This window comes from Sorangium sp. So ce381 (assembly GCF_051473845.1).
Lineage (GTDB): Bacteria > Myxococcota_A > Polyangia > Polyangiales > Polyangiaceae > Sorangium > Sorangium atrum.
On record NZ_CP150336.1, the window covers coordinates 11964607 to 11978225 of the forward strand.

Annotated in this window: 8 protein-coding genes; 1 reads left to right on the forward strand and 7 read right to left on the reverse strand. The window is 70.0% G+C overall.

From position 1 onward, the window contains the following. Positions 1 to 55: 55 nt before the first annotated feature. From WMF29_RS44855 to WMF29_RS44875, 5 genes are all read right to left on the reverse strand, one after another. Entirely contained in the window at positions 56 to 2320 is a 2265-nt protein-coding gene (locus WMF29_RS44855) for a molybdopterin oxidoreductase family protein (protein ID WP_437326167.1), read from the reverse strand. Next, positions 2320 to 4050 (reverse strand): DmsC/YnfH family molybdoenzyme membrane anchor subunit, encoded by a 1731-nt coding sequence (locus WMF29_RS44860; RefSeq protein ID WP_437326168.1) that lies wholly within the window; start codon positions 4048 to 4050, stop codon positions 2320 to 2322. Before WMF29_RS44860 ends, WMF29_RS44855 begins: the two co-directional genes overlap by 1 nt. Before the next feature lie 119 nt (positions 4051 to 4169). Then, on the reverse strand, positions 4170 to 4568 hold the full coding sequence (gene nirD, locus WMF29_RS44865; protein WP_437326169.1) for a nitrite reductase small subunit NirD: 399 nt from the start codon (positions 4566 to 4568) through the stop codon (positions 4170 to 4172). Between the two features lie 37 nt (positions 4569 to 4605). Next, positions 4606 to 7146: a nitrite reductase large subunit NirB gene (gene nirB, locus WMF29_RS44870; RefSeq protein WP_437326170.1), complete on the reverse strand. Its 2541-nt coding sequence runs from the start codon at positions 7144 to 7146 to the stop codon at positions 4606 to 4608. 353 nt (positions 7147 to 7499) lie between these two features. Beyond that, complete coding sequence (locus tag WMF29_RS44875) at positions 7500 to 10262, reverse strand: ATP-binding protein (protein ID WP_437326171.1); 2763 nt, start codon at positions 10260 to 10262, stop codon at positions 7500 to 7502. 86 nt (positions 10263 to 10348) lie between these two features. On the opposite strand from WMF29_RS44875, the gene WMF29_RS44880 reads away from it, so the two are divergent. Continuing rightward, on the forward strand, positions 10349 to 11278 hold the full coding sequence (locus tag WMF29_RS44880) for a ketopantoate reductase family protein (RefSeq protein WP_437326172.1): 930 nt from the start codon (positions 10349 to 10351) through the stop codon (positions 11276 to 11278). Positions 11279 to 11487: 209 nt separating this feature from the next. On the opposite strand, the gene WMF29_RS44885 is transcribed toward WMF29_RS44880, so the two are convergent. After that, entirely contained in the window at positions 11488 to 12717 is a 1230-nt protein-coding gene (locus tag WMF29_RS44885) for a hypothetical protein (protein ID WP_437326173.1), read from the reverse strand. Positions 12718 to 12971: 254 nt separating this feature from the next. Then, positions 12972 to 13547 (reverse strand): DUF488 domain-containing protein, encoded by a 576-nt coding sequence (locus WMF29_RS44890; protein WP_437326174.1) that lies wholly within the window; start codon positions 13545 to 13547, stop codon positions 12972 to 12974. Between the last annotated feature and the right edge of the window lie 72 nt (positions 13548 to 13619).

The following is a 13619-nucleotide window of genomic DNA, read 5'->3' on the forward strand; positions in this document are numbered from 1 at the left end:
CTCCCGCGCGCCGCGCGCCCCTCGCGGAGGCTGTCCTCGCGGAGGCCGGGGCGGGCTACCCGCGATCCTCTTCCCGCCGCACCTTCACCGCGCAGGCCTTGTACGACGGCTGCCGGGAGTACTGGTCGAAGGCCGGGAACGTCAGCTTGTTCGTGATCTCGTAGTGCATCGGGACGAAGATCTCCCCGGGCTTCACCGAGTTCGTGACGAACGCCCGCGCCTTGATCTCCGCGCGGCGGGACGCGATGACCACCCACTCGTTCATCTCGATACCGATCTTCTTCGCGTCGACAGGGCTCAGCTCGACGTAGATCTCCTTCGGATAGAGCCGCTGCAGCACCGCCGACTTCTTGGTCCGCGTCTGCGTGTGCCACTGGCTGGAGCTCCCTCGCCCCGTGAGCAGCGTGAAGGGATACTGCTCGTCGGTCGGCTCCGGCAGCTGGCGGGGCGCCTGGAAGGTGAACTTCGCCTTCTGATCCGGGCGGTAATACTGGCCATCCTCGAACAGCCGCCGCTCGTTCGTCTCGAAGGCAGCCCCCTCGGGGTAGGGCCACTGGATGCCGCCGCGCTCGTCGAGCATCGTGTAGCCCTCGATGCCCGTGATGTCACACGGCTGCCCCTTCGAGAGCCGCTTCATGATCTGGAAGACCGCCTCCGGGCTCTTCCACTCCTTGAACAGCTCGCCGCAGCCCCAGTACTGGGCGACCAGCTGGAAGATGTGAAAGTCCGCCAGCGCCTGGCCCGGGGCCCGCGCGACCTTCTTGACGAGGCCGATGCGCCGCTCCGAGTTGATGAACGTGCCCTCCTTCTCGGCCCACGAGGCCGCCGGGAGGACGAGGTGGGCGCGCTCCGCCGTCTCCGTCGTGGAATACATGTCCTGCACCACGAGGAACTCCAGGCGGCCGAGGAGCTCGTGCAGGTCTTCCTGGTTGATCCAGGAGTGGGCCGGGTTCGTCGCGATGATCCAGAGGCCCTTGATCTTCCCCTTCAAGATGCCTTCGATGATCTGGTCGTAGGCCAGGCTGTTCCGGGTCGGGATGACCTCCTCCGGAATACCGAGGATCCCGGCGATCTTCTTCCGGTGCTCCTCCTTCGTGAAGTCGTGGCCGGCGAACAGGCCCGTCGTGTTGCTGAACATCCGCGAGCCCATCGCGTTGCACTGGCCCGTGATGGAGTTCGCCCCGGTGCCGGGACGGCCGATGTTCCCCGTCATCAGCGCCAGGTTGATGAGCGACTGCGCGACCCGCACGCCCTCGTGGCTCTGGTTGACGCCCATGGTCCACCAGAACGACACCCGCTTCCCGCTATGGATCTTCTCCGCGAACGACGCGAGCTGCGCCTCGCTGAGCCCCGTCGTCTCGGAGACCCGCGCCGGCGTGAAGTCCTCGACGCTCGCCTTGAACGCCTCGAAATCGACCGTGTGCGCGTCGATGTACCCCTGGTCGATCCACCCTCGCTGGATGAGGATGTGGGCGATGCCGTAAAACAGCGTCAGATCCGACTTCGGATTGAGCGCATAGTGCGCCGTCGCCGCCATCGCCGTCTCGGTCTTGCGCGGATCCACGACGAGGATCTCGGGGCGGTTCTTGTTCTTGCAGAGCCGCTCCCACATGATCGGGTGGGCAATGCAGAGGTTCGAGCCGACGAGCACCACGACGTCGGACTCCTCGAAATCGCGGTACGTGTAGGGCGGTGCGTCGAACCCGAACGCCTCCTTGTACGCGACCACCGCCGTCGCCATGCATTGCCGGGTGTTGCCGTCCCCGTGCAGCATGCCCATCCCGAACTTCGCGAGCGCCCCGAGGAAGGCCATCTCCTCGGTGACGATCTGCCCGGTGCTGATGAACGCGACCGACTCCTTGCCGTGCGCGTCCTGGATCGCCTTGAACCGATCGACGAACGTGCGGAGCGCGACGTCCCACTCCACGCGCTCCAGCTTCCCGCGCGCGTTCCTGAGGAGCGGCGTTGTGGCGCGATCGGTCGCGCGGAGCGGCGTGAGCGCCTCCCAGCCCTTCGGGCACGCCATCCCGAGGTTCACGGGATAGTCGGTGTTCGGCGAGAGGTTGATCGCCTCGCCGTCCTTGAGGTGCACGTTCAGCCCGCACCCGGTCGAGCAGAACCCGCACACGACCGTCGTCGTCTGGTCGGGCTTGAGCCGCGCAGGCACCCTCCCGAGGCCGAACTCGCCAGGGGTGAGGAGCAGCTCGCGCGTCAGCGGCCCGTTGCGCTGCAAGAGGAGGTTGTCCACCTGCTTGGGCGCCGGAGACGTCTTCTTCGCATCGCTCGCATCGCTCGCATCGCTCGCATCGCTGGTCGTCATCAGGAGAGCCCTCCGGGCATCTTGGAGGCGGGCGCCGCTGCGAAGAAGAGGTACCGCTCGAGGAACTCGCCCGCGAGGCAGAACAGGAACGCCACGACCGCCATCGCCATCAGGACTTCAGAGCTCACGCCGCTGTTCGGCGCCGAGAAGAGGCTGAGCGCCGGCAGGACGATCCCGCCGAGCGCCCCGCAGGCGAAGCGCCAGCCCGTCGCGCCCTTCAGCTCCCCCGTCATCAGGATCGCGCTCCGCTTGAGCGTCGAGTGGCTCCGCTTCCGCAGGTGCCGGAACATCGAGAGCTCCACGAGCAGCTTGAGCGCCGTCGCCACGCACAGGAACGCGCTCAGCCCGCGGAAGCCCCGGGTCAGGAGCAGCGCCGCGTGCTCGGCGCTCAGGAGCAGGCCGATCATCAGGACCGTCGAGCTCCCGAGGATGGCCGCCGTGGTCGCGAACTTGAAGCCCGTCAGGGCCCCGCGCCAGTGCTCCCGCTGCGTCGCGGCGTACACCATCACGGAGCAGAAGACCCCGAGGATCCCGCTCAGCGCGACCGCATAGGAGAGCGGCGCCTGCAGGGGCCCGATCGGGGGCAACATCGAGAGCGCCGGGATGGCAGGCACCCAGAAGGACGCCGCGTACAGCGTCGCGGCGCCCGCGAAGAGCGAGAAGCCCAGGATCTCCCGGCTGAGCCACGACGTCTTGAGGCCCAGGAAGGCCCGGAACGCGAACTGCGGCCGGCCGAGGTGAAAGAGGCTCGCCTTCAGCGCGGCGATCCCGAAGACGAGCGCGAACGTGGCGCTGTGGCCGCCGAAATCCCGCGTCGCCTGCGCGCCGAGGAGCTCGTTGAGCGCCAGGTTCACGCAGAACGCGCCCACCGAGAGCTGCGTCAGCACCAGCATCGCGACGAGCGGAGGGTGGGAGTGCTCCCGGCTCACCTGGTAGAAGTCCGCGGGGAGCATGTTGCGCGGGAGCGACTTCTGCGTCTTGTAGGTCGTCGTCGGGATCGTGATCTCCGGCGCCGCCGCCCCCGGCAAGAAGAGGCTCGTCTGGCTCTCTTGCACCGCCTGCTGCTGGTCGACCATCGTGATCCGGATGGCGCCGTTCGGGCACGACTGCACGCACGCCGGGGCCTCGTCGTTGGCCAGCCGATCGCTGCACATGTCGCACTTGCGCACGATCCCCCGCTCCGCGTTGAACTTCGGAGCGTCGTAGGGGCACATCAGGATGCAGTACTGGCAGCCGATGCACTGGTCATCGAGGTGCTTGACGATGCCGGTGATCGGGTCCTTCTCGTAGGCCTTGACCGGGCAGCCCGACATGCACGCCGGGTCCAGGCAGTGGTGGCACGCCGTCGTCACGCTCTGCTGCGCCGGCGTCTGGGGCGTGCCGCCGTGGAGGAGCCCGACCGAGCGCCACACCTCGTTGTCGTCGAGGCCGTTCAGGCTGTGGCAGGCGGTGACGCACGCCTTGCAGGCCGTGCACGCGTCGAGGTCGACCTCGAAGCCGTACTGCTGGCCAGGCTTCGGCTTCTCGAGCGGGATGAGGTCGCGGTAGTACTTGGACTGAGCCGGGAGCGCGTGCTCCTCGTGCATCCTGGAGAACTTCTCGACCGCCGTGAGCTTCTGCTGGTCGGCCAGGAGCGACTCCAGCAGGCTCTTGTTGTTGTCGTGGATCTTCGGCGCCGAGTTGACGATGGGTAAGCGAAAATGAGTGTCCGACACCTTTGCAACGCTCATCGAAATTCCCTGTCTACCCGGCGCGGAAGCCCAGCCCCGAGAACTCCAAGAGAGACACAGCGAACGGCGGCGCGTCCGCCGCAAGGGAGCGCCTGGCGCCGGCTCGCCAGGTCATCCCGTCAGCTCGCCGCCGCGAGCGGCTCCGCCGCGGCCTGGATCTCGACGCGCCCGGCCCGGATCCGGATGGGGTACACGGGGACGCTCACGCCCGGGTCGTCCAGGCACTGACCCGACCGCAGATCGAAGTTCTGCTTGTAGATCGGCGAGGCGATCTTGGGGACGCCCCCCTTGTCCCCGACGATCCCGCGGGAGAGGACGAACGCCTTGCTGAACGGGTCGAAGTTGCTGATGGCGTAGATCTCCTCCCCCTCGCCGACGCGGACCAGCGCGATCTGCCGCTTCCCGACGAGCGCGCAGACCCCCGTGTTCGGGATGATGTCCTCCACCCCGCAGACGTCGACCCAGACCTGGGTCGTGGTCTCGCTCCGAGGCGCTTTCGAAGTGTGCAGCTCGCTCATGACGGTCTCCCTCAGACAAGGCCCCTCGGCCCTGCCGTCAGATCATCTCCTCGACGAGGTTCGACTTCTCCTGCCACGCCGCGGGGCGGTGCTGCGCGCGCTCGCTGACGAACACGATGCTCCGGTCGGGCTCGCCGACGTTCACGAACTGGCGGAACTGCTTGAGCTTCTCGGGGTCGTTGACCGCGGCCTTCCACTCGCACTCGTAGGTGGCGATGAGGTGGGCCATCTCCTTCTCCAGCTCGTCGCAGATCCCGAGCGAGTCCTCGATGATGACCTGGCGGAGGTAATCCATGCCGCCCTCGAGGTTGTTGAACCACACCGACGTGCGCTGGAGCCGGTCCGCCGTGCGGATGTAGAACATCAGGAACCGGTCGAGGTACTTGATGAGCGTCGCCTCGTCGAGATCCGAGGCGAAGAGCTGGGCGTGCTGCGGCTTCATCCCGCCGTTGCCGCAGAGGTAGAGGTTGTAGCCCTTCTCCGTCGCGATGATGCCGAAGTCCTTGCCCTGCGCCTCGGCGCACTCGCGCGCGCAGCCGGACACCGCGGACTTCAGCTTGTGGGGGCTGCGCAGCCCCTTGTAGCGGTTCTCGACCGCGACAGCGAAGCCCACCGAGTCCTGCACGCCGTAGCGGCACCAGGTGCTGCCCACGCACGACTTCACCGTGCGCAGCGCCTTGCCGTACGCGTGCCCCGACTCGAAGCCGGCGGCGATGAGCTCGCGCCAGATGTCGGGCAGCTGCTCCAGCCGCGCGCCGAACAGGTCCACGCGCTGGCCGCCGGTGATCTTCGAGTACAGGTTGTACTTCTTCGCGACCACCCCGAGGGCGATGAGCTGATCCGGCGTGATCTCGCCGCCCGCCACGCGCGGGACCACCGAGTAGGTGCCGTCCCGCTGGACGTTGGCCAGGTACCGATCGTTCGTGTCCTGCAGCGGGAGGTGCTTCTTGTTCAGGATGTGCTCGTTCCACGTCGACGCGAGGATCGACGCCACCGCGGGCTTGCAGATCTCGCAGCCCTTGCCCTGGCCGTGGCGGGCGACCAGGTCGTCGAAGGTCTTGATCTGGTGGATCCGGACGAGGTGATAGAGCTCCTGGCGCGAGTGGTTGAAGTGCTCGCAGATGTAGTTGTTGACCGCGACGCCGGCCTTCTTGAGCTCCTTCTTCAGGATGTCGGAGATCAGCGTGGTGCACGATCCGCAGCCCGTGCCGGCCTTGGTGTGCCCCTTGATGCCGGCGACCGTGACGTGCTTGTCGTCGCAGATGGCCGAGCAGATGGCCTTCTTCGTGACGTTCAGGCACGAGCAGATCATCGCCGTGTCGGGCAGCGCGTCGACGCCGAGGCCCGCCGGCTTCGCGCCGTCCCGCGCCGTGACGATGAGATCCTCCGGGTTCGGCGGGAGGACGATCTTGTTCTGCACGAGCTGGAGCAGCTGACCGTAGTTCGCGGCGTCGCCGACGAGGATGCCGCCGAGGAGGAGCTTGCCGTCCGAGCTGACGACGAGCTTCTTGTAGACGTTCGACGTCGCGTTCATGAAGCTGAGCACGCGCGCGCCCTGCTGGGTCGCGAACGCGTCGCCGAAGCTCGCGACGTCCACGCCCATCAGCTTGAGCTTCGTGCTCATGTCGAAGCCGCCGAAGGTCTCCTTCCCCCCGGTGATGGCGTCGACCGCGACCTTGGCCATGTGGTAGCCGGGCGCCACCAGGCCGTAGAGCTGGCTGCTATAGCTCGCGCACTCGCCGATCGCGTAGATGTCCGGATCCGACGTCTGACAGCGCTCGTTGATGGCGACGCCGCCGCGGTTCCCGAGCGCGAGCTCACACGCCCTCGCGAGCTCGTCCCTCGGGCGGATGCCGGCCGAGAAGACGATCATGTCGGTCGAGAGCTCGCTCTGGTCGGCGAAGACCATCCTCGCCACGCGGCCGTGCTCCGCGACGATCTCCGTCGTCGACTTGCTCGTGTGCACGTTCACGCCGAGCGACTCGATCTTGGCCCGGAGGATCGCGCCGCCGGCGTCGTCGACCTGGAGGGCCATCAGGCGCGGCGCGAACTCCACGACGTGGACCTGGAGGCCCATGTTCTTGAGCGCGTTGGCCGCCTCCAGCCCGAGCAGGCCGCCGCCGATGACCGTGCCGACCTTCGCGACCTTGGCGTAGGCGTCCATCGCCTCGAGGTCGTCTATCGTGCGGTAGACGAAGCAGCCCTTCGCGTCTTTGCCCTTGATCGGCGGGACGAACGGATACGAGCCGGTGGCGAGGATGAGCTTGTCGTAATAGACCGTCTTCCCCTTCGCCGACGTGACGGCCTTCTTCCGCCGATCGATCGAGACGGCCTTGTCGTTGAGATGGACCTGAATGCCCGCCTCCTCGTAGAGGCCGGGCTTGACCATCGACAGATCCTCGGCCGATTTGCCGTTGAAGAAGGCAGACAGGTTCACCCGGTCGTAGGCGAGCCGCGGCTCCTCGCAGAAGGTCGTGATGTTCCACTCGCGCAGGAAGCCGCCGAGAACCATGTTCTCGATGAACTTGTGCCCGACCATGCCGTTGCCGATGACGAGGAGGTCCTTCTTCTTGCTCATGAAACCCACCTTTGGACCCGGTGAGTCCTTCTCACCGTCACTGCCGCGCTGCCGTCCGAACGAGGCATCAGCCACAGTCCCGGACCAAAAACTGTGTACTGTGGGCTCTGTTTCGCAACTGTTTCGCACGAATAAATTGTCGGCCCGACGGCGCGCCCAGCCCGGGACATCGCCTCTGTTTCATGCATGTTTCGCCGTCATCGACGAGCCCAACAAGGCCCCGAGCGAGCCTGGACGCGACAGCGTCGATGAAAGGAAATGGGCGCATCCTTCAGAGCTGAAAGAGTCTGTTTCAGTGACGTATCGCGCCCCGGGGCGGAAGCATTGCACTTCTGAAATGGAGCGCGGGCCGATCAGCCTCGTGGGGCGGCTTCGGCGAGCAAGGACAGGAGCTGCGCCGTCGCGACCGGCTTGGTGAGGTGCGCGTCGAAGCCGGCTTCGCGCGAGCGGCGGCGGTCCTGGTCTTGACCGTAACCGGAGACGGCGGCGATGTAGGAGCGCGTGAGCTCGGGCTCGGCGCGCAGGCGCCGGACGACCTCGTAGCCGTCCATCCCGGGAAGGCCGATATCGAGCAAGACGAGCTCGGGCTTCGACGCGCGCGCGGCCTCGAGCGCCGCCGGGCCGTCGTGGACCACCGAGACGGCGTGGCCGTGGAGCTGGAGGATGCGCCGGAGGCCCTCGGCGGCGTCGACGTTGTCGTCGACGACGAGGACGTGGAGGGCGCGCGCCCCGGAGCGCCCAGGGGCGGCCTCGAGCGCCGGCGGAGGCGCTGGCGGAGGGGGGGATTCGGCCGGCGCGCTCGGCGGGCCCGCGAGCGGGAGCCAGACGCTGATGGCCGTCCCCTCGCCGTGGCCCGCGCTCAGCGCCTCGACGCGGCCGCCGTGCAGCTCGGCGAGCCGCTTGACCAGCGTGAGCCCGATCCCGAGGCCTCCCTGGGAGCGGTCCAGCGTGCGCCGGGCCTGCATGAACGGCTCGAAGACGCGCGGGAGCAGCTCGGCGGAGATGCCGACGCCGGTGTCGGTCACCTGGATCCGCGCGTCGCCGGCGATCGCGGCGCAGGCGAGCGAGACGCGGCCGCCGGGGTTCGTGTACTTGATCGCGTTGTTGAGGAGGTTCACGACGATCTGCTCGAGCCGCACGCGGTCGCCGTGCACGAAGACGCCCGGATCCACCGACAGGACGAGATCGTGCCTGCGGTGGACGAGCAGCGGGCGGACCGACTCGACGGCGGTCTCGATCACCGAGGCGACGTCGAGCCGCTCCCGCTTCAGGTCGATCTTGCCGCGCGTGATCCTGGAGACGTCGAGGAGATCGTCGACGAGCCGGGCGATCGTCTTCACCTGCCGCTCGAGGGTCGCCAGGATCTGCCCATCGTCGCGATCGGCGCGCTCGCCGGCGCTCATCTTGGCGCTCATCTGCAGGAGCTCGAGGCCGGTGGTGAGGGGCGCCAGCGGGTTGCGGAGCTCGTGCGACAGCATGGCGATGAACTCGTCCTTGCGCCGGTCCGCCTCGTGGGCCTCGCGGTAGAGCCGGGCGTTCTCGAGGGCGACGCGCCGCTCGCGCTCGACGAAGGCGGCGCGCTCCTCGTGCAGGCGGGCGCGCTCCATGGCCTGCGCGCACTGGCGCGACACCGCGACGAGGAACTCCTGCTCTTCCCGGTCGAACGGGCGCGGCTCCGCGAAGCTCAGCCCGAGCACGCCGATGGGCCGCTCCTGGACCACGAGCGGGAGACAGCAGAGCGACTGGGTCGCGCCGGACAGCGCGGTGCTCACGATGTGCGGGTAGCGGGCGGAGCACTCCTCGCGCGAGCGCAGCCAGACGGGCGCGCCGGTCCGCAGCGCGTCGGTGAGCGGGAGCGCGGCGTCGCGGGGCATCTGCCGGAAGCGCTCGACGGTGTCACCCTCGTAGCCGGCCGCCTTGAGGCACTCGAGCTCGTCGCCCGCCGTCACGACGATGGCCCCGCCGTGCGCGCCCGCGGCGGCGACGCCGACGTCGACGACGACCTGCGCCACGGCCTCGCTGGTGAGCGCGTCGGCGAGCGCCGCCGTGATCCGCTGGAGGCCGGCCATGCGCTGCGCCGCGCGCTCGGCGGCCCGGCGTGCCTCCTGCTCGGCGAGGAAGCGCCGCCGCGCCTCGGACTCGGCGTCGCGGGCCATGTCGTAGAGGCGCACGCGCTGCAAGGCCACCTCGATGCGCTGCGCGAGCTCCTCGGCGAAGGCGAGATCGGCGGCGCCGGAAGCGCGATCCGCCACCTCCGCGGACGCGAGCGTGAGCGCCGCGAGGACACACCCGTCGCCGCGGATGGGCACGATCATCGCGGAGCGGCAGCCGAGCTCGCGCAGGGCGGCGATGTGATCCGCGTCGGCCAGCGCGTGGCCGGCGAGGTCGGCGAGGAGCCGGCCGTGGCCGCCGTGGAGCACCTCGTGCAACGGCGACGGCGGCGTCCCGGGCTCCGGCCGGGTGCGGCTGGGCCGGGCCAGCCGGGCGGCGAGCTCTGCCTTGGCGGGATCGGCGTGCGCGACGACCCGCGCGTGGACGGAGCCGTCGGGTTCGAGCGTGTGGACGGCGCAGAGATCGGCCACCGAGGTGACCGCGAGGGCCGCGACACGCCGGAAGCCCGCGTCGCGGCCCTGCGCCGGATCGAGCGCGGCCGACGCGTCGGCCAGGAAGCGCCGCGCGTCCTCGGCGCGCTTCTGCTCGCTGACGTCCGTGACGAGCACGAAGAAGCCGCGCACGTCGCCGCCCGCCCCGAGGTGGGGAATGTACTGGATGCGCACGTGGCGCCAGCCGCCCTTTCGGTAGGAGAGCCCCGACTCGAAGTCTTGCGGCCGCCCGGCGAGCACCGCGGCGATGTGCGGCTTCACGGAGGCGTAGGCGACGTCGCCGATCACCTCGCGCACGTGCCGGCCGACGACGGAGCCGCTGTCTTCGCCGAACCAGCGCTCGTAGGCCCGGTTGACGATGCCGTAGCGCTCGTCGCTGTCGATATACGAGATGAGCGCCGGGAGGGCGTCCAGCAAGCGCTGGAGCTGCTCGGCTTCCATCGTCACGCTCGGCTCGCCTGCGCTCATGAGGCCGCTCTCGTGCGCCGTGGCGGGGGCTTCCGGCCTACGCATCTCGGCGTAGGCATATCCGCAATCCTCGCGGGTCGCCACCCGTCGGTCCGCTGCCGTCCGGCTCGAGCGTGCTATGGTCGCCGCCGATGCGGATCCTCGTTGTGGGCGCGGGCGCGGTGGGCGGCTATTTCGGGGCGCGGCTCACGCTCGCTGGGGAGGACGTCACCTTCGTCGCGCGGGGCGCGCACGCCGAGGCGATGCGGTCCCGCGGGCTCATCCTCCGCACGCCGTCCGGCGAGCTGCGCACTCCGCCCCTCCGTGTCGCCCCGCTCGACGGGGCGCGCGGGCCGTTCGATCTCGCGCTCATCGCCGTGAAATCGCCGTCGCTCGCCGCGGTGAGCGCGGAGCTGCCCGGGCTGCTCGCCGCGGACGGCCTCGCCGCGCCCCTCCTGAACGGGCTCGACTCCGAGGACGTTGTCGCGCGCGACGTCGGCGCGCCGCGCGTGATCGCCGCGATCGCGTACATGTCCTCGGGCGTGGCCGCGCCTGGCGAGATCGAGACGCTCGCGCCGACGCGCGCCGGGCTCGCGCCCTACCGGCCTGGGCAGGAGGCGCGGGTCGAGGCGACCGCCGCGCTGCTCGAGCGCGCGGGCATCCCGGTCCGCCGCGGGGCGGACCACCGCGCCATGCTCTGGGAGAAGATGGTCTGGAACGCCCCCTTCAATGCGATCTGCGCGCTGACCGGACAGCGCGCCGGCGTGGTCGCGGAGCGGATGGAGGACCTCACCCGCACGGCGATGCTCGAGGTGATCTCGGTCGCGCGGGCGGAAGGGGCGGAGATCTCCGAGGCGACCGCGGACGCGATGCTCGCCCTCACGCGCTCGGAGTTCCCGCTCACCGAGCCCTCGATGCTGCAGGACGTGCGGGCCGGCCGCGCGACGGAGGTCGATATCCTCCAGGGCGCGGTGGTCGAGCGCGGGCGCCGGGCCGGGGTCGACACCCCGGTGCTGCGCACGCTGGCGACCCTCGTCCGCGGCCTGTCGCCGCGGGCGAGCGCGCCCTCTGCGGGCCGATAAACAGACCTCGCGCGCGCGACGGGACCGGCGATGGCGAGGGCGGCGCGCGCCGCCCCCTGGGCGCGTGGGCGCCCTGGGAAACGCGTCGTCGCGACCGCCACGGCGGTGTCTCGGGTGCTTCGGGGAAGGGGAGTGGAGCGCGAGGCGCTCATCTCACCTCCTGGGGATCGAGAGGAGATGAGATGAGTGCCTGTCCTGGGGCTCGGCGATCAGGCGCCGCCCGCGCCGCCGGCGCCGCCGGCGCCGCCCGCGCCGCCGCTTCCGCCGGCGCCGCTGGTGCTGGCCGCGCTGCTGGTGCTGGCCGCGGTGGTGCTGGCCGCGGTGGTGCTGGCCGCGGTGGTGCTTGCCGCGCTGCTGCTGGCGGCCGCGCCGCCGCTGCCACCCGCGCCGTCGCTGCCACCCGCGCCGCCGTCGCCGCCGCCGCTGCCGCCCGCGCCGCCGCTGCCGCCCGCGCCGCCCGCGCCGCCCGTGCCCTCGTTGCTCAGCGGGTACAGCGGGTCGAGGCAGAAGAAGCCGTCAGGCGTCTCGGCGCACTCGTCCGGGTCCTTGCAATCGCTGTTGTCCTCGCAAGGCAGCTTGTCGAAGATGCAGAAGCCGTTGTTCGGGAGGCCGAAGTCCTCGCAGCGGGCGTTCGGCAACAGGCAATCGTCGTGCGCCGTGCACGCCCTGGTGCAGGCGCCGAAGTCGCCGGCGCCGACGACCTCCGCGAACTGGTAGAGGCAGATACCGTTCTCGAACCCGCCGCAGTCGGACTCGAGCGGATCGCCGCCGAAGCCGCAGAACTCGGTGCACGCGCTGACGCCGCCGGGGAAGCCCACGCACCATCCGGCGCACGGATCCTCGTCGGCGTCGCGGTCGCACGCGGCCCCCATCGGCAGACCCTCGTGCGGCGTGTCGACGCACGCGTTCTGCCTGGGATCGCAGCTGCGGCCGGAGTCGGAGCACTGGGAGTCGGAGCCGCAGTTCGGCATGCAGACCGTCACGCCGTCATCCACCTCTTCACAGCGCAGCTCGTCGCGGCCGTGGCACTTGAGCGGGTCGAGCTCATCGTCGAGGGCCGTGATCTCGGGCTCTCCGAGGACGCAGCCCAGGTAACAGATGCCATTGACGCAGGCGCTGCCCTCGCCTTCACAGTCGCCGTCGTCGGCGCACTCCGTCGTGCAGTACCCGCCCGCAGGACCGGCCTCCCCATCCGACTCCAGGACGCACACGCCGTCCGGCCCGCAGTCGGCGTCGGCCGTGCAGCTGGTGCCGAGGAACTCGGCCGTGTTCGCGCCCGCGCCGCTGCTCTGGGCGACTCCCCCCGATGACGAGCTCGTGGTCGAAGAGGAAGAGCCGCCGCCCGTGCCCCCGCCCGAGTCGTCGTCACCGCAACCGATGAAGCCTGCAGAGAAGGCGACCGAGGTGAGCAGGATCGCCGAAATGCGTTGCACTTTCATTACTGTCTCCCGAGCCAGGAGGCCCTGCCCACATCGGGCGCGCCTTCATGTGATTTCGGGACGGTAACGGAATCGGTGCAGCTCCGCCATACCGGACGGGCTGGGGAGCGCGCGATGTCGAGCTCAGCGGAAGGCCCGTGGGCGCGGAGGGCGCTCCAGGGGGCCGGCATCAGGACGTCAGTGCGACGACTGATGGTCTATTTTTCAGGTGATACCCGACTGGACCACTACGTGGACTTCGTGATTTTTGACACCTACCGCACGGCCCTCCGGTCGGGGCCTCCGAGCGGCAGCGCGCGCTGCGCGCCGACGTCGTAGATCAGGCTGCCGGCGCCGTCGGGCCGGGCTGCGGGGTTCAGCTGGTGCGGGGTCCGCGCGCCGGGGCCGAGCAGGTGGACGACAGCGAGCCCGCGCGCGACGAGGGCGTCGGCGATGAGGCGGCGGTGACACCGCCACCAGAGCGTCTCGGCGCACAGGAGGGCCATTCGCCGTCCAGCGCGCGCTTCCGCCTCGAGCTCGGAGAGCGCGCGCTGGAACGCGGCGGTCTCCATGTGATCGGCGTAGGCCCGGAAGCTCGGGTTCTCCCAGGCGACGTGCGGCGAGTCGGCCCGCCCGGTCCGCCGCCCGCCGAGGGCGTCGCCGCGGAAGACGTAGGTCACCCCGAGCCGAGGCAGCGCCTCGGCGAGCGAAGCGCGGCCGAGGTGAGGGGAGCGGCTCGATCCGGGGAACCTCCGGACGTCGACCAGCGTGTCGGCCGGCCCCTCGCCGAGCAGCTCGACGAGCTCCTCCACGCTGCGGGTGCCGTGGCCGACGGTGAAGAGGGTGTCCACGGGGAAGAGCTTTGCGCCCCCGCGGCGCGCGGGCAACGTGGGGAGCGGGGGCGCCCGCGCGCTCCGGTACCG

Excerpts from the sequence above, each read along its gene's own strand:
- WMF29_RS44855 (WP_437326167.1), bottom strand. The coding sequence starts at position 2,320 with ATGACGACCAGCGATGCGAGCGATGCGAGCGATGCGAGCGATGCGAAG.
- WMF29_RS44860 (WP_437326168.1), bottom strand. The coding sequence starts at position 4,050 with ATGAGCGTTGCAAAGGTGTCGGACACTCATTTTCGCTTACCCATCGTC.
- nirD (WP_437326169.1), bottom strand. The coding sequence starts at position 4,568 with ATGAGCGAGCTGCACACTTCGAAAGCGCCTCGGAGCGAGACCACGACC.
- nirB (WP_437326170.1), bottom strand. The coding sequence starts at position 7,146 with ATGAGCAAGAAGAAGGACCTCCTCGTCATCGGCAACGGCATGGTCGGG.
- WMF29_RS44875 (WP_437326171.1), bottom strand. The coding sequence starts at position 10,262 with ATGCGTAGGCCGGAAGCCCCCGCCACGGCGCACGAGAGCGGCCTCATG.
- WMF29_RS44880 (WP_437326172.1), top strand. The coding sequence starts at position 10,349 with ATGCGGATCCTCGTTGTGGGCGCGGGCGCGGTGGGCGGCTATTTCGGG.
- WMF29_RS44885 (WP_437326173.1), bottom strand. The coding sequence starts at position 12,717 with ATGAAAGTGCAACGCATTTCGGCGATCCTGCTCACCTCGGTCGCCTTC.